This window comes from Dactylosporangium sp. NPDC049525 (assembly GCF_040676755.1).
In the GTDB taxonomy this organism is placed as follows: Bacteria; Actinomycetota; Actinomycetes; order Mycobacteriales; family Micromonosporaceae; genus Dactylosporangium.
This window is the reverse complement of sequence record NZ_JBFAPO010000007.1, coordinates 1-25777: the sequence shown is the minus strand read 5'-3', so window position 1 is coordinate 25777 and position 25777 is coordinate 1. Positions and strand designations below refer to the sequence as shown.

Sequence of the window (25777 nt, the reverse complement as noted above, 5' to 3'; positions counted from 1 at the left end):
TCACACGTCCTTGCCGGGGTCGTACCGGCGCAGATCGGCCAGCGCCACGTCGCGCAGCGGGCCGGCGGTGAACTTGATCGTGGCGATCGCCCGGTGCTCGCGGTCCTTGCCGAGCGCCTCGATCCGCCCGAGTGCCGTGCGGGCGTCGAGGCCCGCCAGCGACTTCGTCAGCTTGACGTAGTCGCCGACCCTCAGCGGCCCGCTGGGCGGCGGGATGCGTTCGCTGCTGCGGTGGAACCGTTCGTTGACCATGCCGTCACGTCCCTTGTCGCGGCCGCGGAAGCAGCCCCAGGCGAGCCCCGCGGCCAGGATCAGGACGAGGAAGACGGCAATGAGGACCCAGAGCAGGGACAGCCCCGAGCCGTCCCCGATCCTGTACCTGCTTCGGCTGAACATCGCGTCGTCCTCGCCGTGACCGGGGCACCGCGGCTGCGGTTTACCGGGTCGAGCCGACGCTACGAGCGGTGCGTTCCGCCGGTCCAGGACGACTTGACGGCAGGGCCCGGCCGCTCGGTGCGGTGGCGTGCCACGGGCGCGGCGGGCGTACCGGCGGCGATGCGGAGTTGGCAGGAGCCTGCGTCTCGGTAAAGATCGGCGTGGGTCCGCCAGGAACCACTGTCCGAAGCCCTATCACCCGACGCGGGAGGCATGGCCGCCGATGTCCGTCCGGGTCGCCGTGGTCGATCCGCTGCCGATGTTCAGCCGCGGTGTGCTGGCCACTCTCGGCGACGCCGGGTTCGAGGCCGAGGTCCCCGCCGACGTGCCGGCCTGGGTCCGCGCCGCCGAACGGCACATCGTCCTGCTCACGCTGGCCTCACCGCAGGCGTGGGCGCTGCTCACGAGCCTGCGGCGGATCCGTGCCGACCTCGTCGTCGTCGCGGTCCTCGACGAGCACGGCCCCGCGGCCTCGCTGCGCGCGCTCGCGGCCGGCGCCGTCGGCATCGTGCCCCGTGACGCGACGCCCGCGCAGATCCGCGACGTCGTCGCGGCGGCGTTGAACGGCGCGTGCCTGCTCCCCATCGAGGTGCTGCGCGCGCTGGTCGCACCGGCGCCACGGGACGACGGCAGGGCCGGCCCGCCCTCGGAGCAGGAGATCGGGTGGCTGCGGCTGCTGGCGACCGGTGCCACGGTGCCCGAGGTGGCGACCCGCACCGGGTATTCGGAACGGATGATGTTCAGGCTGCTGCGCGCGCTGTACGCCAAGCTCGGCGTGGCGAACCGGACCGAGGCGATCATGCACGCCCACGACCGGGGCTGGGTCTGACGCCCTGCGGGCCGGGAGCGGCGGCGGGCGGCCGGGTCAGCAGGCGGCGGCATCAGGGTGGCGACAGCCGTGGTGCCGTCAGCGCTGACACCGCCGTAGAGGAACAGGGCCGAGCGCGCCGGGTCCAGCAGCGGCAGTGGCGTGACGGTCCCACCGCGCCAGACCGCCGGCGGTGTCGCGGGTCAGTAGCGGAAGCCGCCGACGAGGGTCCTGAGGTCCCCGGCCAGGCCGGCGAGCTCGCCGGCGGCCTGGCGGGTGGCGTTGGCGCCGTCGGTGGTGGACGAGGCGACATCCGCGACCCCGGACACCGTGCGGGCCACCTCGGTGCTGCTGATGGCGGTCTCGTTGACCGAGCGGCTCATCTCCTGCGTCGTCGCGGTCTGCTGCTCCACGGCGCTGGCGATCGTCGTGGTGTAGTCGCCGATGTGGGCGATCACCTGGTGGATCTGCCCGATCGCCTCGGCCGCGGCGGTGCTGGAGGACTGGATCGCGGCGATCCGGGTGGTGATCTGTTCGGTGGCCTGGGCGGTCTGCTGGGCGAGGTCCTTGACCTCCCCGGCCACGACGGCGAAGCCCTTGCCGAGGTCGCCGGCCCGGGCGGCCTCGATGGTCGCGTTGAGCGCCAGCAGGTTCGTCTGCTCCGCGATCGCGGTGATCAGCTTCACCACGTCGCCGATCTCGGTGCTGGCCGTCCCGAGCTGGGCGACCTGTGCGTTGGTGGCCTCCGCGGTACGCATGGCGGAGTTGGCGACCTCGGCGGCGCGGGTGGCATTGGTGGCGATCTCGGCGATCGAGGCGGTCATCTCCTCCGCGCCCGCGGACAGGGTCTGGACCCCGCCGCTGACCTGCGCGGTGGCGGCGGAGGCGGCGGTGGCCCGCTGCGCGGCGTCGCGCGCGCCGGTCTGCAGCGACCCGCTGACGGCGCTGAGCTCCTCGGCCGCCGAGGACAGCGTGACGGCGACCTCGGCCATCCGGGCGACGCCGCCCCGCATCCCGGTCGTGGCGGCGTCCAGGTCGGTGGCCATGCGGCCGAGCTCGTCCCGGCCGGACACGGCGGCGGTGACGGTCAGGTCGCCGGTGGCCAGGGCCGCGGTGACCCGGGCGACCGACCGCACCGTCGTCATGATCCCGCGCACCACCAGCCAGGCCAGGCCGAGCCCGGCCAGCAGCCCGACGACCAGCATCGTGATCATCTGGGTGCGGGCGGACCGGTACGCGGCCGCGGTGTCCGCGCGCTTCTCCTGCGCCACCCGCTGTTCGATGTCCACCAGGTCGTGCAGCGCGGCGAGGGCGGCCTGCAGCGCCGGCCGGGCCTGGGCGTCGCGGACCTGCCGGAAGCCGGCCGTGTCGGTCGCCGTGACGGTCGGCAGCAGCTGCTGGTCACGGATCTGCTGGAGACCGCTCCAGGACCGCCGGAACGCCGCGACCGCCTGCTCCCGGCCGGTCATGTCGGTGGCGGTGTAGGCGGCGAACACCGCGTCGACCGCGGCATCGGCGTCGCTCATGACCTTCCGGTCGGCGGCGAGGCCGGCCTCGCCCTCGGTGATCGCCAGGTCCAGGGCCGCCGCCCAGGACGCCTCGACCCCGGCCTGCACCTGGCCCAGCTGGGTGACCGGCACCAGGTTCTGGCTGTAGAGGTAGTCGGCGGCGTCGTTGGCCTTCGACAGCTTCTGCAGGCCGACCACGACGGACACAGCGGTCAGGGGGACCCTCGTCGTGCAGGGTGACCCAGGTCACAGGCTGCCGTGTCAGGAATCCCGGTGCTGTCTCGTTCGGAAGGCATGCGCACAGACGGGAGCACGAACATGCGGCACCGCATCGTCGTCCTCGGGGCCGGTTACGCCGGCGCCGCCGCAGCGGGATGCCTCGCCCGGCACCTGCACCCGGACGACGTCGAGGTGACCGTCGTCAATGCCGAGCCCGACTTCGTGGAGCGGATACGCCTGCACCAGGTCGCCGCCGGCCACCGGCTGCGCCGCCACGCGCTGGCGGAGATGTTCGCGGGCACGGGCATCCAGCTGCGGGTGGCCCGCGTCGTGGCCACCGACGCGCGGCAGCGGACCGTCACCGTGACCGACGGCGCGGGCACCGACCAGATCGGGTACGACACCCTGCTGTACACGCTCGGCAGCACCGTCGGCGACGGCGGCGTCGCGGGGGTGGGCGAGCACGCCTTCCACGTCGCCTCGCGGCCGGCCGCCCTGCGCCTGCAACGGCGGCTGGACGAGCTGGACGCGGGCGGGACGGTGCTGGTCGTCGGCGGGAACCTGACCGCGATCGAGACCGCCACCGAGATCGCCGAGTCCCGGCCCGGGCTGCGGGTCACCCTCGTCACCAGCGGCGAGCTGGGCGGCTGGCTGGGCCCGAAGGGCCGCCGGCACCTGCTGCGCGCCTTCGACCGGTTCGGCATCGCGGTCCACGAGCACACCACCGTCGAACGCGTCGAGCCGGCCGGTGCCGTCGCCGCCGGCGGCACCGCGTTCGCCGCCGACGCGACCGTGTGGGCGGCTGGCTTCGCGGTGCACCCCATCGCCGCCGCCAGCGGCGTGGCGGTCGAGGCCGACGGCCGGATCACCGTCGACCGCATGATGCGCTCCGTCTCGCACCCGGAGGTGTACGCCGCCGGTGACAGCGTCTACGTCATCGGTGACAACGGCCGGCCGCTGCCGATGTCGTGCGCCTCGGCCGGGTTCACCAGGATGCAGGCGACGGCCGCGATCGTCGGTGACCTCACCGGGCGGAAGGTCCCGACGACCTCGCTGCAGTACCTCGGCAACTGCATCGGCCTCGGCGGCAAGGACGCGATCTTCCAGGCGGTCGACGGCGACGCGCGGTCCCGGGCCTGGTCCCTGCGTGGCCGCTCGGCCGCCCGTTTCAAGGCGTTCGTGTTCCGCGGCACCGTGTGGAACATGCGCCACCCGACCTACGGGCTGCCGACGACCCGCAGGCACCGCCTGGCAACCGTGCCCCGCCGCGCTCCCGCGGCCGCCGCTGGTTAGCGTGGCCCGCATGGACTCTGCCACCGTGCAGCGTTTCGAGGCCAACCGGGCGCGGTTGGCCTCGCTGGCGTACCGGCTGCTGGGCTCGGCCGTCGACGCCGAGGACGCCGTGCAGGACGCGTTTCTGCGCTGGCACGCCGCCGACCGGCAGCACATCGAGGTGCCCGAGGCGTGGCTGACCAAGGTGGTCACCAACCTGTCCCTGGACCGGCTCCGGTCGGCCCAGCTGCGGCGGGAACGCGCGGCCGGCGACTGGCTGCCGGAGCCGCTGCTGGACGGCGACCCGATGCTCGGCCCGGCCGACACCGTCGAGCAGCGCGAATCGGTGACCATGGCGGTGCTGACGCTCATGGAACGCCTCCAGCCGGTCGAGCGGGCCGTCTACGTGCTGCGTGAGGCGTTCGCGTACAGCCACGCCGAGATCGCGGAGATCCTCGACATCAGCGAGTCCGCGAGCCAGCAGCACGCGCACCGGGCCCGGCGCCGGGTCGCGGCCGGGCCCGGCGCCGCCGACATCGACCGGGTGGCCGCCCGCCGCATCGTCGAGGCGTTCGTCGACGCCGCCTCCTCGGGCCGCACTGAACGCCTCGTCGCGCTGCTCACCGCCGACGCGACCGCGATCTCCGACGGCGCCGGGCAGGCCAGGATCTGGCTGCGGTTGCCGGCGCCCGAACGGATCGCCGCCGCCGTGCGGGCCTCCTTCAAGCCGACGCCGGCGAAGCGCAGGCTGGTCGGCGGCTCGCCGGCGATGCACGCGGGCGTGGTCAACGGCAGCCCCGCCCTCATCGCCGCGCTCGGCGACCGCGTGGTGGGCATCGTGGTCCTGGACGTCCGTGACGGCAAGGTCGCGGTCCTGCGCGGCATCTCCGACCCGGACCGGCTCGGCCGCCTCACGCAGCAGTGGCGGCGGCACGAGCACGACGATCCGCTCAGCCAGCTGTGGTGACGGCAACCGCACCGCGCCGACCTAGTCGTCCGGCGGTCGCTCGCCGGAGCCGCGCACGATGAGCTCGACGCCGATCGTGACGGTCTGCACCGGGCGGGTGTGGTCGGCCATGCGGTGCCGCAGCAGGTCGATGGCCGTGCGCCCGATGGTGTCGCTGTCCTGGGCGATGACGGTGATCGCCGGCCGGAGCAGGTCGGCGAGGGCGAAGTCGTCGAACCCGACGATCGCCAGGCTCGAGGCGGCCGGGCCGAGGTGGCGCAGCACCTCCAGGGTGGTGGAGGCGTTGCCGGTGATGAGCGCGGTGGCGGCGCCGGGGCCGCGCAGGGCGGCGTCGAGCGCCGCGGCGATCCGGCCGGGCGCCACGACGCCGGGGTGGACCAGCCCGGTGACCGGTTCGCCGCTCGCCGCCACGCACGCCCGGAAGGCGGCGGCCCGTTCGTGGCCGGTGAAGATGCGCTCCTCGTCGCCGATGTAGGCGATGCGGTGGTGCCCGTGGCCCCGTAGGTGCCGGAACGCGGTGCCGATGCCCGCGGCGTTGTCGGAGACGACCGTGTCGACCATGATGCCGCCGGCGGGCCGGTCGAAGGCGACGATCGGCGTCCCGGCCTCGATCTCCGGGCTCAGGTACTGGTGCGTGTCGCCGACCGGCTCGAGCACGATGCCGTCGAGGTGGCGGCCGCACATCGACAGGACCACCTCGCGCTCCCGGTCCTCCTCGTCGGCGGTCGCGGTGGCGAGCACCGTGAGCCCGTGCCCGCGGGCGGTGGTGTCGAGGGCGCCGAGGACGGGGTGGCCGGCGGAGAGGTTGCGCACGGCGGCGCCGATGAGGCCGCTGCGGCCGCCACGTAACTGCCGGGCGCGTTCGTCCGGCGTGTAGCCCAGGGCGGTGATGGCGGCCTGGACCCGGTTGGCGAACGTCGTGCCGACCGTCGGGTCGTTGTTGACGACCCGCGAGACGGTGCGCAGGGCGACGCCGGCGTGCTGGGCGACGTCGATCATGGTCGGCCGCTTGCGGCGCGCCGTCACACGATCGGTCATGCCACTCCTCCCGAGCTCCGGCACCGGTGCCAGCGTACCGACGGGGGCGAATCATCCCATGACTGCGAAGACCAGTGCTGCATGCGGACTATCAGACAACGTTATCCCGAGTTTTGTAAACTGTTGACATCCCATGTTTGACGGTCGTATGGTCGGCGCCACCAGCCGCCACACACCCCCCGCGAAGCCCGCACCCGCCGGTCCGGGCGTTCGTTATCTCGCTGGACCCGCCCAGGAGGTTTCCGTGCATCGCACCCGTCGTTCGGTCCTGCTCTGCGCACTTTCCACGACCGCCTTACTTGCCGTCGCCGGCTGCACGCCCGGCGAGTCCAGCAACGGCGGCGGCACGACGCTGACGTTCCTGACCTTCGAGACCCCGGCGCTGACCGCGAAGTTCTGGGACGACTCCATCACCGACGCCACCAAGCAGCTCGACGGCGTGACGGTGAAGAAGATCGTCGCGCCGACCAGCGACCGCAATGCCTACGCCAAGCAGTTGCAGGCGTCCGGGCAGTTCCCCGACGTCCTGGCCTCGATCAACCCCAAGGACTTCCTCGACGCGGGCCTGCTGCAGCCGTTCGACCAGGCCTGGCTGGACGCCAACTTCCTGCAGCCCAACGGCAACGCCATCAACGGCAAGACCTACATCCCGCCGACGAACTCACAGATCCTGCCGATGGTGTTCTACAACAAGGACATCTTCGCCAAGAACAACCTGACGGTGCCGACCACCTGGGCGCAGTTCGCCGACGTCGCCGCCAAGCTCAAGGCCGCCGGGGTCACCCCGATCCAGCTCGCCGGCGCCGAGCCGTGGTCGGCGAGCATGCCGCTGGTCGGCCTGGTCAGCGCCGACGTGCTGGGCCGCAACCCGAACTGGATCAAGGACCGGTATGCGGGCAAGGTGAAGTTCACCGACCCCGACGTGGTCGCCGCCGTCACCAAGCAGCGCGACCTGGTGAAGGCCGGTGCGTTCGGCAACGGCGCGCTCGGCGTCAACTACGCCGACGCCAACAAGCAGTTCCTGGACGGCAAGGCCGGCATGTACCTCATGGGCAGCTGGTTCATCGGTCAGATCACCGCCGCGCAGGCTGGTAGCTTCGGCGGATTCCTGCTGCCGACCGACGACGGCAAGCAGATCGTGCCGTTCAACGTCGGCGGCACCACCAGCGTGAACGCCAAGTCGGCCAACGCGGCCAAGGCCGGTGAGTTCGCCAAGGCGTGGTCACTGTCGCCGAACAACCTCAAGACGCTCATCGAGACCGACGGCGCGTTCCCGATGCTCAAGACGGTCAAGCTGGAGGACTTCGGCGCGAAGGTCACCCCGGTGTTCACCGACTGCTACAAGTACGTGCAGGAGAACAACACCAAGGTCAGCTCCATCGGCTGGGTCAACAACGACGACGCACTGCCACCCGGGGTCTCCGACCTGTTCTACGCGCTGTCGCAGCAGCTGTTCACCAACGACGACGTCAAGGCTCAGCTCGCCGCCCTCGACACGGCCTGGGACAAGGCCGCGAAGAAGTGAGCAGGCGCGGCGGCCTCGCGCCCATCGCCTGGCTGGCGGTGCTCCTCTACTGCTTGTTCCTGCTGTATCCGCTGGGCCGCAGCCTGTTCCTGAGCTTCACCGACCGCAACCCGCTCAAGACCGGCAGCGCGTTCGTCGGCCTCGCCAACTACCTCGACATGTTCGACGACCCGCGGCTGCTGTCGACGCTGCGCTTCACGCTGCTGGTCGTCGTCGCGGTCACCGTGGTGGCCAACGTGTTCGGGCTGGCGTTCGCGCTGCTGCTCAACCGCAACACCGCCAACTACCGGGTGATGCGCACGCTGGTGTTCATCCCGCAGGTGCTGTCCGGGGTCATCGTCGCGTTCATCTGGCGCAGCATCCTGACCCAGAACGGCCTGCTGAACGCGGCGCTGGCCCAGATCGGCGTCCCGGGGGAGAGCTGGCTCGGCAGCACCGACCTGGCGACCGTGTCGATCATCGCGGTGGTGAGCTGGATGACGATCGCGTTCGCGACCGTCGTCTACTCCGCGGCGCTGCGCACGGTCCCGCCGGAGCTGTACGAGGCGGCCCGGGTCGACGGCGCCGGCGCCCTGGAACGCTTCCGGGCGGTGACGCTGCCGATGATCGCGCCCGGCATGACCATCAACGTCGTGCTGTGCCTGATCACGACGTTCAAGCTCTACGACGTGATCGCCGTGCTCACCGGCGGCGGTCCGGCGAACACCACCCAGTCCACCGCGTACTACCTGCTGGAGGTGGCCTTCACCCAGAACCTCTTCGGCTACTCCTCGGCGATCGCCATGCTGCTGCTCGCGCTGACCGCCGGGATCGCTTACACCGTCACGTTCCTGCTCCGCAAACGGGAGGCCCGGCTGTGACCCGCGGACGGATCCACACCGGCTTCGCCTGGCTGGCGACCCTGCTGTTCTGCCTGCCGATCTACCTGGCCCTCGTCAACGCCTTCAAGGACCAGCAGCAGATCCTCGCCAATCCGGCGGCACCGCCGGCCCCGTTCACCCTCGGCAACCTCACCCGGGCGCTGCAACGCCCCGACATGCTGGTCCAGGCCGGGCTCATCAACTCCGTCGTCGTCACCGCCGCGTCGGTGCTCATCCTGGTACCACTGTCCAGCGCGCTCTCCTTCTACATCTCGGAACGCACGCCGCGGGTGAAGGCGGCGCTGCTGGCCATGTTCGCGCTCGGGCTCATGGTGCCGCCGCAGGTGGTGCTGCTGCCGATCGTCGGGCTGCTGCAGACGGTCGGGCTGCAGCACACGTACACCGGGCTGATCCTCGCCAACGTCGGCGGCGGCTACCTGTCCTTCGCCGTGTTCGTCTACGTGGGGTTCCTGCGTGGCGTGCCCCGCGAGGTGGTCGAGGCGGCCCGCGTCGACGGCGCCTCCGACCTGCGCGTGTGGTGGCAGGTGGTGTTCCCGATGGTGCGCCCGGCCACCGCGACCGTCGCCATCTTCCTCGGCCTGTGGGTGTGGAACGACTTCCTCAACCCGCTGTTCATCCTCGGCCCGCTCAAGGGCCAGACCATCACCACCGGCGTCTACCTGTCCGTCGGCACCTACTCCACCGACTACGGCCAGCTCTTCGGCATCATGTTCCTCGCCGCGATCATCCCGGTGGTCGGCTACCTGGTCAGTCAGCGCGAATTCATCCACGGACTGATGTCAGGAGCCTCCAAATGATCCCCCCGCTGGACGACCTCATCGGCGACTGGCTCGACCGCGGTGCGCTCGCGCACCTGCCGTCGCTGCGCAACCAGTGGGGTCAGGCACACGTCAACGACGACCTCACCTCCCTGTCCTGGCTCGCGATGCCGCCCTACAGCGGGGGGTACCACACCGGCGTCCTGCGCGTCGACGGCCGTGCGGTGCGCGCGGACCGGCTGCGCTGGGCGCCGTGGGGAGTGCGCCGGGCCGGCGCCGCGAGCGGGCTCACCGTGGAGACCGACACCCGCCTCGGCTACGAGCAGCACGCCGTGCACTGGCGCACCCGGCTCGTCAACCGCTCCGCGGAGCCGGTCACGGTCACCGTCGAGCAGGAGCTCCACGCGCCGATCGCGGACAGCCCCGTCGACTGGGGCTGGCTCTACGGCACGCCGTGGAGCGCCGGGCACCACCACGACTACTACACCACCGAACGGATCCGGGCCGAGGTCCTCGCGTGGGTGCCGCGCCACGTGCACCTGCTGGCCACCGACCCACGGTGGCTGCGCCTCGGCAGCCCCCGCATCCCGGGCATCCAGCGCGACGAGGACACCGCGCCGATGCTGCTGGAGTCGGAGCTGCCGGACCATTCCACATCGGACAGTGGCCGCACCCGGGCCCCGTCGGCGCTCGGCACCGTCCGCGGTGTCACGGTGCTGCCGGACAGCGGCACCCCTGTCGTCGTCGACGGCGAGTTCGAGTTGACCGACCCGGCCACGGAACGCCGCCTCGAGCCGGTCGCGCTCGGCCCGGACACCGTGCTGCGCCTGGAGTTCCGGCCGGCCGCCGACGGCCAGACCGGCGTCGTGCTGACCCACGGCAACCACCCGGACTCCGTCCAGCTGGGCCTGACCGACGGCCGGCCGTGGCTGCGCATCGCGGGGGAGCACGTCACCGCCGGGCCGCCGCTGCGCGCCGGGCAGTGGCACCTGCTCTCGGTGCGGATCACCGGCGACGGCGCCGAGCTCAGCGTCGACGGCACCCACGGAGCGTGGACCCAGCCGTGGTGGGGCGCGCAACGCTGGACGTCCACGGTGTCGGGTGCGCAGGTCGTCGTCACCGACCGGCACAGCCCCGCGGTGTCCGTCTACGCCTTCGCCGAGGCACCCGACGAGCTCGTGCCGCACGGCGGCGGCGCGGTCGCCAGATGGACGTGCACCGTCGAGCCCGACGCCACCGTCGAGTTGGGTGTGGTACTGGCAATCTCCTCCGACCGGGACCGATCGGTGCACGTGGCGGAGGAGGCCGCGACCGGCTTCGCGGGCGCCTTCGCGGCCGTCGCCGACCGGTGGCGCTCGACCTGGACGAGCGCGTTCACCCCCGGCAACACCGAGTTCTCCGGCCACCTGCCGGTGCTGCACGACGCGCCGGCCGGCCTGGCCCGCACCTACCACCTCGGCGTGCTGCTGGCCATCTACCTGCGCAACACCGGGGTCAGCCCGATCGGGCCGGTGTTCCTCACCGGCGGGCCGCGGCTCGGCCCGACCACCACCTACTTCTGGGACCAGTCGGAGTGGGCGCACACCGCCGCCATGCTGGAGCCCACAGGGACACGGGCGTGGATCGTCGCGGCGCTCAGCCAGCCCTACGACCGCTGCCACTCCTTCGACACCCGCAACCTGCTGCCCGTCGGCAACCACTACGCCGCCAACGACCACGCACTGTTCCGGACCGTCCAGGCGTATCTCGCCGTCACCGGCGACCTGGACCTGCTCGCCGAGAAGGCCGGCACCGCGACCGTCCTGGACCACCTGCGGGCCCTGGCGTACCGCCCCCGGGAGCGGCGCGCCACGTTCGGCGGCGGCGTCCTCGTCGACTTCGGCCGCGACGCCTGGGAACTGCTGGAATGCGTGCCCAACTACCGCGACGCGGTGGTGTCGTTCAACGCCGGCTACGCGGGCATGCTGCGCTCCCTCGCCACGCTGCTGCGCCGGCTGGCCGCCGGCGCGCCCGGCGCGGACCTCAACGAGGAGGCCGACCGCGCCGACGCCGACGCCGCCGAACTGACCGCGGCCGTCCTGGGCCAGTACGCCGGCGGTGGCCGCTGGAACATCGCGCACCCCGAGGGCGACGAGACCATCGGCCACGTCCTCGACTTCGTGTTCGTTGCCGCCGAACTCGCCGAGCACCTCAGCGAGGACATGCGCGCCGAGATGATCCAGTTCGTGACCGGGCATCTCCTCGACGGCGACTGGATGCGGGCCCTGGCACCCGACGACCCGATCGCGCCCCGCTCCGACCGGCCCGACCACGGCGCCGCCGGCGCGTTCGGCGCGTGGCCCGGCGCCACCGCCTACGGCCTGTGCCGGCTCGGCCGCCCCGACCTCGCCACCGACCTGCTGTCCCGCATCCACGCCAGCACCTCCGGCGCCGTGTGGGGACAGGCCATGGAGACGGTCGGCGGCGGCCGGTTCCGGGTCGCCGAACGCGGCGTCGCCAACCGTGACAGCCTCGCCGGCGCCGCCGCCACCGAGGCGATCCTCGTCGGGCTCTTCGGCCTGCCCGCCGGCTCGGCCGCCGGCGGGCACGTGCCCGGCATCGGCACCCTGCACCACGTGCGCGTCCCGCAACCCTCACCTCATCCCCGTCATCCCGCCAGATGAAAGGAGCGATGCACATGAAAAGGATGCGCAACACCGTCACCGCCGCCACGGCCGGCCTGCTGACCGCAGGTGTCGCCGCGATCGTCGTCGTCGCGGCCCCGGACGCCAGGGCCGCGACCCCCACCCCGGCCCAGCAGTGGACCGACGTGCAGAACCTGATCGGCCCCATCCGCGGGGTCTGGACCACCCAGGACTACCCGGGGGCGGTCAGCCGGTTGATGCCGGACACGGCCCTGCTCGGCAACGGTGACATCGGCGTCACCTCCGGCGGCGGCGCCGGCTACAAGACCTTCTCCGTGTCCAAGGGCAACTTCTGGGCCGGCAACCCGAACCCGTCGTTCGTCGCCCTCGGCGGCGTCACCATCGCACCGGCCGCCAGCACCCCGTCGGGCAACCTGGCGCTCGGCGCGGTCGCCACCGCGTCCAGCACCGAGGGCGGCTTCAGCCCGTCGCGGGCCGTCAACGGCCAGTGGGCCGCCGGCTATGAGGGCTGGGTGTCGCAGATCGGCAAGCCGCAGACGCTCACCCTGGACCTGGGCAGCACGAAGACGTTCAACCGGTACCTCATCCGCCACGACGCCGCCGCCCGCCCCGCGGAGACCGCGAACACCACGAAGAACTGGACGCTGCAGGTGTCCGGCAACGGCACCTCGTGGTCCACAGTGGACACCGTCACGAACAACACCGCCGCCACCACCGACCGGACCGTCGCGGCGCAGTCGGTGCGGTACGTCCGGCTCAGCATCACCGAACCCACTCAGGGCACCACCGCCGACTCGCAGACCAACCCGCGCGCCCGCATCGCCCAGCTCGAGCTCTACGGATCGGGCTCCGGACCGACCACACCGCCGTCCGGCAGCTTCCGCGAGGAACAGAACATCCTCAAGGGCGACATCGACACCACCATGACCATCGGCGGCCAGCCGGTCACGATGAAGACCTGGACCGCCGCCAACGACAACCTCATGGTCACCCAGATCCGGTCCACCGGCACCGGCACCGTCTCGCTGAAGGCCGAGACGTTCGCCGGGTCCGCCGACGCGCGCAGCGGCTTCACCAACACCGCGGGCGTCAGCGGCCAGGCCACGTGGGCCACCCGCCGCACGCCGAGCGGCGGCAACTGGGTGTCCGAGGCGTCCCTCGCCACCCGCCTCATCGGTGCCACCGGCACCCCGACGGCATCCGGCGCCACCGCCCGGCTCACGTTCAACCTGGCGCCGGGCCAGACCGTCCAACTGGTCACCGCCGTCGCCGGCGGCGGCCAGAACCCCACCGGCACCGCCGGCGCCGCCCAGACGCTCGTCAACGCCCAGAGCGGCACGGGGCTGGACACGCAGTACAACGCCCACCTCGAATGGTGGAAGCAGTACTGGCTGAAGTCCTACCTCAACGTCGGCGACGACGTCCTGCACCGCTACTACTACGGCGCGCTCTACCTGCTGGGCTCCTCGATCCGCCCCGGCAAGATGTCACCGGGCCTCTACGGTATCTGGGCGACCAGCGACTCGCCGCAGTTCAGCGGCGACATGCACCTCAACTACAACTACATGGCAAACTTCTACGGCGTCTATTCCACCAACCACGCCGAGCTGGCGCTGCCCTACTTCGACCTGATCGGCGCCTATCTGCCCGAGGCGCGCCGGCGGGCGCAGCAGGACCTGAACCGCGTCAAACCCGACTACGTCAGCCGCCGCTTCCCGTCCGGCGGCATGCCCAGCGGACTGCTGTTCCCGGTCGGCATCGCCCCGTACGGCTCGACCGCCGACAACAACTACCACCAGCAGGTCGGCAACGCCCTGTTCACGGCGACGCAGTACATCGCCTACTACGACTACACCCGTGACCGGACGTTCCTGCAGAACACCGCCTACCCGGTGCTCAAGGAGGTCGCGGCGTTCTTCCAGAACTGGCTCGAGTACGACGCCGCCACGCAACGCTACAACCTGTGGTCCGGCCCGCACGAAGGCCTGTGGGGCCGCAACTCCAGCCCCGACCTGGGCCTGCTGAAGTACCTGCTGTCGGCCCTCGTCGACGCCTCCGTCGAGCTCAACACCGACGCCTCCCTGCGCACCACGTGGCAGAACATCCTGTCCCACCTGCCGCCGACCCCGACGACCGTCTACAACGGACAGACCGTCTTCGCGCTGGCGGACGCGGGCACGATCAGCGGCTCCGACACCCGCCTCATCCACCCGGGCGACAACACCGTCAACCTGGAGTTCATCCACCCCGGCGAGGTGCTCGGCCTGGCCTCTTCGGCCGCTGACCGCCAGATCGCCGTCAACACCATCAACGCGATGAACTCCTGGGGCCAGGACAACAGCTTCCCCAAGGTGTTCACCCAGGCGGCCCGCGTCGGGTACCCGGCGCAGACCCTCATCGACCAGCTCAAGGGCCAGATCAACCAGAAACTCGCCCCGAACCTGCGCATCAAGGACCCGTCGCACGGCCTGGAGAAGTCCGCCGCGGTCGAGGCCATCGACAACCTGCTGCTGCAGAGCGACAACGGCGTCATCCGGGTCTTCCCCGTCTGGCCGACGTCCCGCAACGCCCAGTTCGTCAACCTCCGGGAGAAGGGCGCGTTCCTGGTCTCCAGCCAGCTCACCGGCGGCCAGGTGACCTACGTCGACATCACCAGCCAGGCCGGCCGCCCGGTCGCCCTGCTCAACCCGTGGGGCACCCGGCCGGTGACCGTCACCCGCGTCGGCGCCGGCACCGTCGCCTACACCACCCCCAACGGCACCATCTCCTTCCCCACCCAATCCGGCGCGACCTACCAGATCGTGCCGAACTGACCCCACGACCGCGGCCGGAGGCCCTCCCGGGTCTCCGGCCGATGGTTTGGGTTGCGGTCGGGTGGCAAAGCGGTGCGAGGGGCGCGTTCACTTCATCCGGTCGTGGTGCTGGCCGATGGGGCAGTCCGTGACCGCCGACCACCGTGCCCCTATGCGCCACGTCGTGGCGACCGTCGGCATCACGGTGGCCGGGACGCTCTGGTACGCCGTCTGGGCGGCTACCGGTATCGGGCCGGCCGCGGTGGGGTACCTCGCGTTGCCACTCGGCGCCGCGGTCGCCGCGGCGGCGGTCCTCGATCTGCTGCGGCGTGCCCCGCTCACCGTCCCTGCCCGGCGGTTCTGGCGGCTGATGCTGGTCGCGTTCGGCTGCCTCAGCGCCGGGTTCGGCGTGCTGGCCGCCGGCGGGATGCGCGACATGTCGACCCTGCCGTCGATGTCGACGCCGGCGGCCGTGCCGGCCGGCATCGGATTCCTGGCCGCCATGTGGGCGATGGCGCGGATCCCGCTCGGCATCTCCAGCGCGTGCGAACGCTGGCGGCAGTGGCTGGACCGCTCGATCGCCTTCCTCGGCTGCGGCACGGTCCTGTTCCACTTCGGCCTGGCCCCGATGATCACTGCGGAGGCACTGTGGAGCACCCAGACGATCGTGCTGCTCGGTATGTCGTTCGCGCTCGCCGTCGGCGGCATCACCAAGGTCTCCTACATCCGGGGTGGCCCGGTCGACCGGTCCGTGCTGCGGCTGATCGGCCTGACCGGCCTGGTCGGCGCGGGCGTGGCGCTGCTGCTGGTGCTCGGCGGCGACCCTGGCACCGTGCCGGCCCAGGCCATCGTCATGCCGCTCGCGGCGGTGCTCGGCGCCCTCGCGGTGCGGCGGCAGTGGACCCACGCCGCGGCCCGCCCCAGCCGGGCCGGCACCTGGCTGCCCTACCTCGCGGTCGTCGGCGTCGACGTGCCGCTGGTCGCCGTCATCCCGGGCGTGCTGACCTGGGCCGACAAGCTGGTCATCGTGGCGTCCGTGCTCGTGACGGGGCTGGTCGCGGTGCGGCAGCTCGTCGCGTTCCGGGAGAACGCCCGGCTGCTGGCCGAGAAGCGGGTCACGCAGGAGCGCCTGGAGCACGAGGCCACCCACGACGGCCTCACCGGGCTGGCCAACCGGGCGCTGTTCCGTCGGCGGCTCGGCGAGCAGCTGGAGCGTGGCGACACGACCGTCCTGCTGGTCGACCTCGACGACTTCAAGACGATCAACGACTCGCTCGGTCACGAGGTCGGCGACCACCTGCTCATCGCGGTCGCCAACGTCCTGCGGGCCGGGAGCGGCACCGACGGCCTGCCGGTCCGCCTCGGCGGCGACGAGTTCGCCGTCCTGGTGACCGAGGCGACCACCCTCGGCGAGACGATCGCGCAGCGGATCCTGGACGCGTTCGAGGGCCCGCTCAGCGAGCACCGGCTGCTGGTGCACGCCAGCGTGGGCATCGCCACCGCGCCGGCCGGTACCCCGCTGGACCGGCTCCTGCGCGATGCCGACGTGGCCATGTACGCGGCCAAGCAGCGCGGCAAGGCCAACTGGGTGCGCTACCACGACGGCATGGCGCGGCCCGTGGCCGACTACGCCCAGCTCGGTGGCGAGCTGCGGCGCGCCCTCGACGCGGGCGAGTTCGTCGTGCACTACCAGCCGATCATGGCGTTGCGCACCGGCCGGATCGTCGGGGTCGAGGCGCTGGTCCGCTGGCAGCACCCGACCCGCGGGATGATCCCGCCGGGGGAGTTCATCCCCGCGGCCGAGCGCACCGGGCTGATCGTGCCGCTCGGCCGGTGGGTGCTGCGCGAGACGTGCCGGCAGGCGGCGCAGTGGCTGGCGGAGTTCGGCCCCGACGCGCTGCAGAAGTTCGGGCCCAACGTGTCCGCCCGCCAGCTGCACGACCCCGACTTCGTCGCCGACGTCCAGGCCGCGCTCGCCGACTCCGGCCTGCCCGCCGACCGCCTGGTGCTCGAGCTGACCGAGTCGGCGGTACTGCGCGGACAGCAGGTCTCCCGCGCGCTGTACCAGTTGCACGGCCTCGGCGTCCGGCTGGCCCTGGACGACTTCGGCACCGGCGAGTCGTCCCTGAGCCTGCTGCGCTCCTTCCCGGCCGCCATCATCAAGCTGGACAAGTCGTTCGTCGACGGCATCGAGCTCGACCCGCCGGGCCAGCCGCAGGCCGACGCCGGGCAGGCGGTGGCCCGGGCGGTCATGCAGCTCGCGCTGGCGCTGGGCCTGGAGACGATCGCCGAGGGCATCGAGAACCGCGAGCAGGCCGACCGCCTGATCGAACTGGGCTACTCGCTCGGCCAGGGTTACCACCTGGCCCGCCCGATGCCGGCCGACGGCATGACCCGCCTTCTCGCCGCCCAGCAGCAGCTCGCCACCCCTGCCTGACCCCGCCGGCGGTCGAGCCTCGACGTGGACGGCGGCCGCCCTGCATGATCACCTGTGTGACTGTGGTGCACCCGGAGGGCGGTTGGTCGCGGCCGGTGGCGTTGACCGTCGCGGCCGCGTTCTTCCTCGAACAGGTCGACGCCACGATCCTGGCCACGGCGCTGCCGGCGGTCGCGCGGGACCTCGGGGTGCGCCCGAGCGACGCCGGCGTGGCGTTGACGGCGTACCTCGTCACGGTGGCCGCCCTCATCCCGGTCAGCGGGTGGCTCAGCGACCGGTACGGCGGCCGCCGGGTCTTCCTCGTCGCCGTCGCCGGGTTCGTGAGCGCCTCGGTCCTGTGCGGGCTGAGCTCGTCGCTGGCGATGCTGGTGGCGGGGCGGGTCGTGCAGGGTGTGGCCGGTGCCATGATGGTGCCCGTCGGGCGCTTCATCGTGCTGTCGGGCACGGCCAAGGCCGAGCTCGTCCGCGCCGTCGCGTACCTGACCTGGCCGGCGCTCGCCGCGCCGGTGATCGCCCCGTTCCTCGGCGGGGTCATCACCCAGTACGCGGGCTGGCAGTGGATCTTCTTCGTGAACGTGCCGCTGGGCGCGGTCCTGCTCGCCGTCGCCTGGCGGGTCGTCCCGGCCGTCCCGCCCGCCGGCCGGAGGGGGCTCGACGTCGCGACCTTCCTGCTGGTGATGGCCGGTGTCGTCGGGCTGGTGATCGGGCTGGAGCTGGTCGCCGACCCGGGGCGGCTGGCGTACGCCGGAGCCCTGCTCGCGGTCGCGGCGGTCGGGCTCGGGTGGGCGGTGCGGCGCGCACGGCGGGACCCGACGCCGCTGCTGGACCTGCGTTCCTTCGCCCGGCCGACGTTCCGGGCGTCCAACACCGGTGGCGTCGCCTACCGGATCGCGGTGAGCTCGGTGCCGTTCCTGCTGCCGCTGCTGCTCCAGGACGGCTTCGGCTGGACTCCGGTCGAGGCCGGGCTGATGGTCATGTGGGTGTTCGTCGGCAACTTCGCGATCAAGCCGGTGACGACGCCGTTGCTGCGCGCGCTCGGCTTCCGCGGCCTGATCGCGGCGTCGTCGGCCGGCCTCGCGGTCACGATGGTGGCCTGCGCGCTGGTCACGCCGCGGACCCCGGTCCCGGTCATGGCCGCCGTCTTCCTGCTCAGCGGCGTGTTCCGGTCGGTGGGCTTCACCGGGTACAACACGCTGCAGTTCGCGGACGTGCCGGCCGGGCAGATGAACGGCGCGAGCACGCTGTCCTCGACGGTCATCCAGCTCGCCAACGGCCTGGGTGTGGCCCTGGCCGCCCTGTGCGTCCGGGCGGTCGACGCGGCGGCCCCCCCCGCCGGCGCGGACGGCCCGCTCGGCTACCGGGTGGCGCTGGTGGCCCTGGCCGTCCTGGCGTTGTGCAGCACGGTGGCGCTGCTGCGCCTGCCGCCGGGTGCCGCCGAGCACGTGCGGCGCCCGGACCGCGTGCGGCCCGCGGACGTCGGCGAGAAACGGGGCATGTCGCCTTTACCGGGCCGCAATTCATAGGCATGCTTGATTGGTGGAGAAATTCATCACATTGTCGCCCGTCACGTCCGAACCGCCTCTGGGCGGCGTCGGACCGGGCGTGCGGTGAATCCCGATGGGCGACGAGACCGGCGTTGAGGTCGAGCGGCTGCGGGCGCTGCGGACGCGGCTGGCCGAGCAGTTGATGGAGGCGCATCGCGAGGCCGGCGAACCGTCGTACAGCGTCATCGCCGGCCAGGTCGGGGTCTCCAAGGCGACGGTGTTCCGGTTGCTGAACGGGATCGGGGAGCGGTCGCCGAAATGGCATCACATCGACGACATGCTCGAGGTGTTCGGGCGCAGCGACCGGGACGTCGAGCGGTTGCGGGCGCTGTGGATCGAGATCCGGCAGCTGGAGAAGCCGCAGTGACGGCCGAGCCGCCGCGGCCCGGGACCTGGGCTGCGGCGGCTCGACATCACGGTGTTATGCGAGGCTGATCACGCTGTTATGCGAGACCGTTCTTGATGGCGGTGATGAGCTCGCCGTTGCTGGTGTCGCCGGAGAACTCCCAGAAGAAGGCTCCGCCGAGGCCCTGCTGCTTGGCGTAGGTCATCTTGCCCGCGATGGTGCTGGGCGTGTCGTAGCTCCACCAGTTGCTGCCGCACTTGGCGTATGCGGTGCCGCCGACGGTGCCGGTGGCCGGGCAGCTGTTCTTGAGGACCTTGTAGTCCTCGATGCCCGCCTCGTACGTGCCGGGTGCCGCACCGGTGGCGCTACCGCCTGGGGCGGCCTGGGTGACGCCGGTCCAGCCGCGGCCGTAGAAGCCGATGCCGAGCAGCATCTTGTTCGCCGGTACACCCTTGCTCTTGAGTTTCTGGATCGCCGCGTCGGACCAGAAGCCCTGCGTCGGGATGCCGGTGTAGGAGTTCAGCGGTGAGTGCGGTGCCGTCGGACCCTGCGGGGCGAAGGCGCCGAAGTAGTCGTAGGTCATCGGGAAGACCAGGTTGAGCTTGGAGATGCCGGAGGCGTAGTCGGCCGCGTCGAGCTTGCCGCCGTTGGAGCCGTCCGCCGAGATCGCCGAGGTGATCAGGAAGCTCTGCCCGAACTTGTTCCGCAGCGCGGAGATGACGTTGTTGTAGCTGGCCGGGCCGCTGGAGTCGCAGCTCAGACCACAGGCGTTCGGGTACTCCCAGTCGATGTCGATGCCGTCGAAGACATCGGCCCAGCGCGGGTCCTTGACCAGGTTGTAGCAGGAGTTCGCGAAGCCGGCCGGGTTCGCCGCCGCCTGCGTGAAGCCCGACGACCAGGTCCAGCCGCCGAACGACCAGATCACCTTGATGTTCGGGTACAGCCGCTTGAGCTTGCGCAGCTGGTTGAAGTTGCCGCGCAGCGCGCCGGCGTCCCAGGTGTCGGCGACACCGTCGACCGAGTCGGCCGCCGTGTACGCCTTGTCGTAGTCGGCGTAGGAGTCACCGATGGAGCAGTTGCCGCCGCTGGTGTTGCCGAACGCGTACAGGATGTGGGTCAGCTTCGCGGCCGAGCCACTGGTGACGATGTTCTTCACGTGGTAGTTGCGGGCGTAGACGCCCCACTCGGCGAAGTAGCCGACGACGGCCTTGCCGCCGGGCTGCGTCGGCGGGTTCGACGTCGGGGGGTTCGAGGTGGGCGGGTTGCTCGTCACGGGCGGGGTGGTGGGTGTGGTGCCGCCCCCGCAGACGCCGTTGTCGGCCCAGACGCCCCACTGCCCGCTGGCGGTCGGCACCTCGTTCGTGGTCCACCACTTCGCGGTGTAGTTGTGGGTCTGGTAGGACACGACGTTGTCTTTGACGTAGATGGCCGAAGCGCTCCACGCCGGCGCACACGCGGCCGCGGCGTTCGCCTGCACCAGGGGCACGGCTGCAACGGTCCCGGCCACGACGGTTACGACGGCCCCGACCAGGAGGGCCTGGCGAAGGGATCGTTTCACGTTCACCTCACCAACAGTTAGGAAACTTTGTTAATAGCGTGCTGTGACGGTAGACACATCCAAGAGCTTCAGTCAAGGCGGCGATCGATATTCACGATCAGCGATGCCGGTGCCGGGGGCGTCGCCAGGGCCGGCCGTCGGGCGGGGCGGCGGGGCGGTGCCGCCGGACGGGTCGCGGCGACCGGCCGCGCCGGCGCCCGGCGGGTGCCGGTCCCGGGCCTCCCGCGCATTCGGCCCGATCGTTCACATATCCACCCGGAAATCAAACGCTGCCGGTCGGCGAAGGGTCGATATAGGGATGGAGGAAGGTCGATAGCCTACAGTCGCACGTGGCACTGAATGGTTCATCTTGACGGTTCGTGAATATGTCATGGAGTGCCATGCCTGGCCGTGCTCGGGGGTCGCTGTTCATCGCGTGTTTCGTTGTGTCCCATCGCTCAGACTTTGACGGTGGCGCGGGCATAGAGGTATCGTGATGAATCAATTCATACGACATCGCGGGGGTCTCGGTGACCGATCATTGTGGCGGCCGGTGGTGACCTCACCGCTGTTCCGGCAGGCCGATGCCGTGCCGCGTGGCTGACCGGCGCGCCGGCCGGATCGTGATCGCTGAAATACCGCACGCTGCTGACACCGTCGTCATGGCCGCACCGCCTCCAATCGCTGGTGCCCGGCTCGACGGAGGTGGCGCTCGTCCGTGCCGACAATGCGACGCGACATTCCGGCTCCGTGCCGATGCCCAGCCCGTGGAACGGCGCAGTCGTTGGAGGAGGGATGACCCGGCAGGTCAAGCCCGGCAGCAAGGCATACCGCGCACAGGTGCGGGATCAGTTGGTCGCGCTGGGGTTTTCGCAGGAAACGATCTCCGCCCAGGTCGCCGAACATTTGATCGCGGAGTGCGGAACCCGCCCGAGAACCGCCTGGCGACTCGCCTCCGAACTGTCCCTGGATCTGGCCGCGGGCCGATACAACACGCTGCACGGGGACCGGCGGGCGGGCATGCGCGGCTCGCGCATCTGGGAATTCGAGCAGTGGCCGGACCGCGGCGTCCGCCCGACCCTGCCGACCCTGCGCATCCTGGCGACGGTCTACGGCACGTCCTGGCCCGCCCTGCTGGATCTGCGCGACCTGCAGCAGCTGCCGGCCGCGGACCTCGCGCAATACCACGCGACCGCGTCGGCGCCGGCCAGGCCGCTCCTGGTCACCCCCGGTCCGCCGGCCACGCAGGCGGCCGCCGGCACGCTGACCGAGGCGATGCTGCTGACGACGACCAATGTCGACGCGGTCGAGCTGGAGGACCTGTGGTCCGACATGAACCGGGCCGGCGACGCCTACGCACGGGCGTCGCCGGACTCCGTGCTGCACCGGCTCGCCGTGGTGCGTGAGCGGGCCCGCACCCTGCTGCACGGCCGCCAGCGACCGAAGCAGACCGCGGACCTATACCTGCTGAGCGCTAAGTGCAGCGCGATGATGGCGTGGATCTCCGCCGACCTGGGCCGGTATCATGCCGCGCAGGAGCTCAACGCCGCCGCCTGGCTCTTCGGCCAGCACTCCGACGACGCCCTCGCCCGGCGGTGGGTGCGCACCACGCAGTCCCGGGTCGAATACTGGGCCGGCAACGGCGCCGAGTCGGCGTGGCTGGCCGCCGATGGGCTGTCCTACAAGGCCGGCGGTTCCATGACCGACGCACCCCTCATCCTGGCCGAGGCGAGAGGGTGGGCCAGCGTCGGGGCGCAGCAGCAGGTGCTCGACGCCATCGGGCGCTGGGCGCGCATCGAGGACGCCACGCCGGTGGTCGCCGACGAGGACAGGTTCTTCAACGTCAGCAAGGACCGGCGGCACTTCGTGGCCGGTGCCTCGCTGCTGTCGGTCGGGCGGACCGAGCTGGCCCTGCGGGAGCTGCAGACCGCCCGGCAGGCCTACACAGCGATGTCGCAGGAGTGCCGCTGGGACGCCATGGACCCGATGATCCGGATCGACACGAGCCGCGCCTACCTGCGGCTCGGCGACCTGGACGGCGCGGCCGCCGAGCTGGAGCCGTTGCTGGGCGCGGAGGTCGGCCCGCGTCCGGACATGGTGCGCGCCGAGCTGCAGGTCCTGCGCGCCGAGCTCACCGGCCCGCGGTGGCGCAGCTCCCGCGCGGCCCGGAGCCTCGCCGACGCCGTGCTCGACCCGCACACAGACGTTTGACATCGAGCCACTCACGCTGAATGGGGAACATCGTGCTGGACATGATGGCAGGGGCTGCCACCGATCGGGTCGCATCGGCAGGCTTACCGGAAGCCCACCGGGAGGATGGTGGGCCCCGGCACGCGATCGTCGTGGCGGACAGGTTCGCGCAGTTCGCCGACGGCGAGCTCGTGTTCACGGTCTCCGAGTTCCGGCGGCTGGTGTCCGCCGGCGGCGCTGCCTCGCCGGACCCCGGGTGGGTGCTGCGGCTGGGTCAGGGCGTCGAACCCGGCGACCTGGACACCCTCAAGGCCGCGGCGGGCATCGACCCGGCGGTCGGCGGGCTGCCGGTGCCGCCCGCCACGGTGCACAAGTGCCGGGCGGAGAACGTGCTGCTCGCGGGCCTGGAGCAGCACTCCGAGGTGCGGTGCACGGCCGACCTGCGGGTGCACCGCGACAACGAGCTCATCCTCGACCACAACACCGGCAGGCACCTGTCCGGGCTCGTGATCATCGAGGCGATGCGGCAGCTCTGCACGGCCCACTTCGAAACCAGCTACCGTCGTGCGCTGCCCGCCGGTGACTACGCCGGCATCTGGCACCGCATGAGCCTCGATTTCGAGAACTTCCTGTTCGTGCTGCCCGCGCAGGTGACCTGTGAGATCGCCGAGGTGGACCTCGGCCGCAAGGGGCATCTGCGGTTCCGGGCGCTGACGGCGGTGCGGCAGAACAACGAGGACGTGGCGTCGGCCGAGATGCAGTATTCGATGGTGCTGCGGCAGCGGGTCGACGCACTGGAACGCTACCGGGCGGCGCAGGCCGTCCGGCGGCACATGGCGACCGCCGTCCGCGCGCATGACCTGGGCGTCGAGGGCTGATGGAACCGCTGCGCAAGATTCGCCTCGTCGCGCTCGACTGCGACGGTGTGCTCATCGACGACACCTACCTGGCCGTCATCGAGCGCTTCGTGACCCGCCACGGCGGCCGCTACGACGAGCGGGCCGAGCGTGACATCGTCGGCCTGCGCGACATGGTCGTCGCGGAGCGCGTTGCCCGGCTGTGCGGCCTCGACCAGCCGGTCGCCGACACGCTGGACGGCCTGTGGGCGCAGCGGCGGCAATACGTGCAGGAGCATCCCATCCGGGTCAGCGACGGCGCCGCGGGGCTGCTGACGTGGCTGCGCGGGTGCGGCGTCCGGGTCGTCTGCTACGGCGGGCGGACCCGCGAGCACACCTTCGACGGGTTGCTGGGGCATCTGACCGGACTGCTCGACCGGGAGCACCCGTACATCAGCGTGAACGAGCACCGGCCCGGCGTCGAGTGGATCGTCCGGGACGTCATCGGCTGCGGTTTCGACGAGGCGGTCTTCGTCGACGACGTCAGCCGGGTCGCCGACGCCGCACGGGCCTGCGGCACCGGGTTCATCGGCGTTCCCAGCAGCCCGGCGCACCGGCGGCAGCGCCGGTTCATGGCGGCGGGCGGAGTGCGGCACATCGTCGGCTCGCTCGGCGAGATCACGCCCGAGCTGCTCGCGCGGGTCGACGACGAACTGGCCACGTCGCGGCACTGGGGCGCACCGAACGGCAACGCGGACCACGCGCACGGATCGGAAGCGTCACCGCGATGAGGTACTACTGCGTGCCGCGGCCCGGGGCCGGTTTCGTCCGGCGCGAGCGCGACGTCCCTGAACCCGGACCGGGTCAGGTCCTCGTCCGGATGCTCGGCTGGTCGGTCAACTTCCGCGACGTGATGATCGCGGAGGGGTTGTACCCGAAGGCGGTGCGGCCCGACGTGGTGGCGCTCTCCGACGGGGCCGGGGAGGTCGCCGGGGTCGGGCCGGGCGTCCAGCGGTGGTCGCGGGGAGACCGGGTGGCCGCGACGTACTTCCCGCGGTGGGTGTCCGGTCAGGCGACGCCCGACACGACCGCCGACGAGCTCGGCGGCACGGTCGACGGCGTCCTGGCCGAGTACGTGTGCCTCGCCGAGGACGCGATCGTCGCCGTGCCGGCGCATCTGGATCACGCGGAGGCCGCGACGCTGCCGGGCGCCGGCGTCACCGCGTGGCGGGCGGTGATCGAGGAGGGCGGCCCGGTCGCCGGCCGGCGGGTGCTCACCATGGGCAGCGGCGGGCTGTCGACCTTCGCCGTGCAGTTCGCGTCGCTCGGCGGCGCCCACGTCGTCGCCACCTCCCGCTCGGACGAGAAGCTCGAGCGGCTGCGGGACCTCGGCGCCGCCGACCTGATCAACTCCGTGACGACGCCGGCCTGGGGCGCCGCGGCGGCCGAGCTGACCGGCGGGGGCGTCGACCACGTGATCGACGTCGGCGGCGGCACCATCGGACAGTCGATGCTCGCCGCCCGCCCCGGTGGGCGCATCAGCGTCCTGGGCGCGCTGGCCCCGGGAAGCGGCGCCGATCCGCTCGTGGTGCTCGCCAGGCAGCTCACCCTGCAAGGCCTCACCAACGGCAGCAGGGCGAGCTTCGAGGCCATGAACCGGGCGGTCGAGCGCCACGCGATGCGCCCGGTGATCGACAAGCGGTTCGGGTTCGACGACATTGCCGAGGCCTGCCGGTACGTGCGATCCGCGGCGCATGTCGGCAAGGTCGTCCTCGAGGCCGCGTGAGCCGCGCCGCCGCCGCAGGGTAGAACACCTCCGCCGGACTGAAGAAAATCTGTCGTCGCGCCGCGGTTTCCGCAGGTCAGCGCCGTGCCCCGGCAGGAGGAACCGGCCCGCCGGCGGGAATGGTGACGCACCGGCCGGGCCGACATAGTTGTGGTAGCCGGGAAACCGGCGGTGGGGGGGGGGGCGGCCCCCCCCCCCCCCCCCGCGCCCCCCACCCCCCCCGGGGCCGACCGCGGCCCGGGGGGTGTGCCCG

At 71.8% G+C, this 25777-nt stretch carries 19 protein-coding genes; 15 read left to right on the top strand and 4 right to left on the bottom strand.

Going from position 1 to position 25777, the window contains the following annotated elements; translation table 11 throughout:
* A complete protein-coding gene (locus AB0K00_RS13360) occupies positions 1-396 on the bottom strand; it encodes a hypothetical protein (RefSeq protein ID WP_363519762.1) in 396 nt (131 codons plus the stop codon).
* Between the two features lie 262 nt (positions 397-658).
* Here AB0K00_RS13360 and AB0K00_RS13355 point away from each other — a divergent pair, with 262 nt between their 5' ends.
* Complete coding sequence (locus AB0K00_RS13355) at positions 659-1264, top strand: response regulator transcription factor (protein WP_363519760.1); 606 nt, start codon at positions 659-661, stop codon at positions 1262-1264.
* A gap of 182 nt (positions 1265-1446) precedes the next feature.
* On the opposite strand, the gene AB0K00_RS13350 is transcribed toward AB0K00_RS13355, so the two are convergent.
* Positions 1447-2958 carry a methyl-accepting chemotaxis protein gene (locus AB0K00_RS13350; RefSeq protein WP_363519757.1) on the bottom strand — a complete coding sequence of 504 codons (1512 nt, stop codon included), beginning with the start codon at positions 2956-2958 and terminating at the stop codon, positions 1447-1449.
* Positions 2959-3069: 111 nt separating this feature from the next.
* On the opposite strand from AB0K00_RS13350, the gene AB0K00_RS13345 reads away from it, so the two are divergent.
* Together AB0K00_RS13345 and AB0K00_RS13340 are read left to right on the top strand one after the other, a co-directional pair.
* The gene (locus AB0K00_RS13345; protein ID WP_363519754.1) at positions 3070-4263 is read left to right on the top strand and encodes an FAD-dependent oxidoreductase; all 1194 of its coding nucleotides are present in this window, start codon (positions 3070-3072) and stop codon (positions 4261-4263) included.
* 10 nt (positions 4264-4273) lie between these two features.
* Positions 4274-5209, top strand: coding sequence for a sigma-70 family RNA polymerase sigma factor (locus tag AB0K00_RS13340; RefSeq protein ID WP_363519751.1), 936 nt, complete (start codon positions 4274-4276; stop codon positions 5207-5209).
* Positions 5210-5230: 21 nt separating this feature from the next.
* Here the strand turns inward: AB0K00_RS13340 and AB0K00_RS13335 are convergent, their stop codons facing one another.
* The gene (locus AB0K00_RS13335; protein ID WP_363519748.1) at positions 5231-6247 is read right to left on the bottom strand and encodes a LacI family DNA-binding transcriptional regulator; all 1017 of its coding nucleotides are present in this window, start codon (positions 6245-6247) and stop codon (positions 5231-5233) included.
* A gap of 244 nt (positions 6248-6491) precedes the next feature.
* Between AB0K00_RS13335 and AB0K00_RS13330 the strand changes: the two genes are divergently transcribed.
* The 8 genes from AB0K00_RS13330 (at position 6492) to AB0K00_RS13295 (ending at position 19196) form a co-directional block, all read left to right on the top strand.
* A complete protein-coding gene (locus AB0K00_RS13330) occupies positions 6492-7772 on the top strand; it encodes an extracellular solute-binding protein (RefSeq protein ID WP_363519746.1) in 1281 nt (426 codons plus the stop codon).
* Entirely contained in the window at positions 7769-8632 is an 864-nt protein-coding gene (locus AB0K00_RS13325) for a sugar ABC transporter permease (RefSeq protein ID WP_363519743.1), read from the top strand. Before AB0K00_RS13330 ends, AB0K00_RS13325 begins: the two co-directional genes overlap by 4 nt.
* The gene (locus AB0K00_RS13320; protein ID WP_363519741.1) at positions 8629-9450 is read left to right on the top strand and encodes a carbohydrate ABC transporter permease; all 822 of its coding nucleotides are present in this window, start codon (positions 8629-8631) and stop codon (positions 9448-9450) included. The genes AB0K00_RS13325 and AB0K00_RS13320 overlap by 4 nt, the downstream gene beginning before the upstream one ends.
* A complete protein-coding gene (locus AB0K00_RS13315; RefSeq protein ID WP_363519738.1) occupies positions 9447-12074 on the top strand; it encodes a laminin G domain-containing protein in 2628 nt (875 codons plus the stop codon). Before AB0K00_RS13320 ends, AB0K00_RS13315 begins: the two co-directional genes overlap by 4 nt.
* Before the next feature lie 14 nt (positions 12075-12088).
* Positions 12089-14869, top strand: coding sequence for a discoidin domain-containing protein (locus tag AB0K00_RS13310; RefSeq protein WP_363519735.1), 2781 nt, complete (start codon positions 12089-12091; stop codon positions 14867-14869).
* A 151-nt stretch (positions 14870-15020) separates the two neighbouring features.
* Positions 15021-17285, top strand: coding sequence for an EAL domain-containing protein (locus AB0K00_RS13305; RefSeq protein ID WP_363519732.1), 2265 nt, complete (start codon positions 15021-15023; stop codon positions 17283-17285).
* A gap of 56 nt (positions 17286-17341) precedes the next feature.
* Positions 17342-18808: an MFS transporter gene (locus tag AB0K00_RS13300; protein WP_363519729.1), complete on the top strand. Its 1467-nt coding sequence runs from the start codon at positions 17342-17344 to the stop codon at positions 18806-18808.
* A gap of 94 nt (positions 18809-18902) precedes the next feature.
* Positions 18903-19196 (top strand): helix-turn-helix domain-containing protein, encoded by a 294-nt coding sequence (locus AB0K00_RS13295; RefSeq protein ID WP_363519727.1) that lies wholly within the window; start codon positions 18903-18905, stop codon positions 19194-19196.
* A 76-nt stretch (positions 19197-19272) separates the two neighbouring features.
* Here AB0K00_RS13295 and AB0K00_RS13290 read toward each other — a convergent pair whose 3' ends face one another.
* Positions 19273-20733 (bottom strand): glycosyl hydrolase family 18 protein, encoded by a 1461-nt coding sequence (locus AB0K00_RS13290; protein ID WP_363519724.1) that lies wholly within the window; start codon positions 20731-20733, stop codon positions 19273-19275.
* Positions 20734-21507: 774 nt separating this feature from the next.
* On the opposite strand from AB0K00_RS13290, the gene AB0K00_RS13285 reads away from it, so the two are divergent.
* From AB0K00_RS13285 to AB0K00_RS13270, 4 genes are all read left to right on the top strand, one after another.
* Positions 21508-22923 (top strand): hypothetical protein, encoded by a 1416-nt coding sequence (locus AB0K00_RS13285; protein ID WP_363519721.1) that lies wholly within the window; start codon positions 21508-21510, stop codon positions 22921-22923.
* A gap of 131 nt (positions 22924-23054) precedes the next feature.
* Positions 23055-23780, top strand: coding sequence for an AfsA-related hotdog domain-containing protein (locus tag AB0K00_RS13280; RefSeq protein WP_363519718.1), 726 nt, complete (start codon positions 23055-23057; stop codon positions 23778-23780).
* A complete protein-coding gene (locus AB0K00_RS13275) occupies positions 23780-24529 on the top strand; it encodes a hypothetical protein (protein ID WP_363519715.1) in 750 nt (249 codons plus the stop codon). Before AB0K00_RS13280 ends, AB0K00_RS13275 begins: the two co-directional genes overlap by 1 nt.
* Positions 24526-25524 carry an NAD(P)-dependent alcohol dehydrogenase gene (locus AB0K00_RS13270; RefSeq protein WP_363519713.1) on the top strand — a complete coding sequence of 333 codons (999 nt, stop codon included), beginning with the start codon at positions 24526-24528 and terminating at the stop codon, positions 25522-25524. The genes AB0K00_RS13275 and AB0K00_RS13270 overlap by 4 nt, the downstream gene beginning before the upstream one ends.
* The last annotated feature ends 253 nt before the right edge of the window (positions 25525-25777 follow it).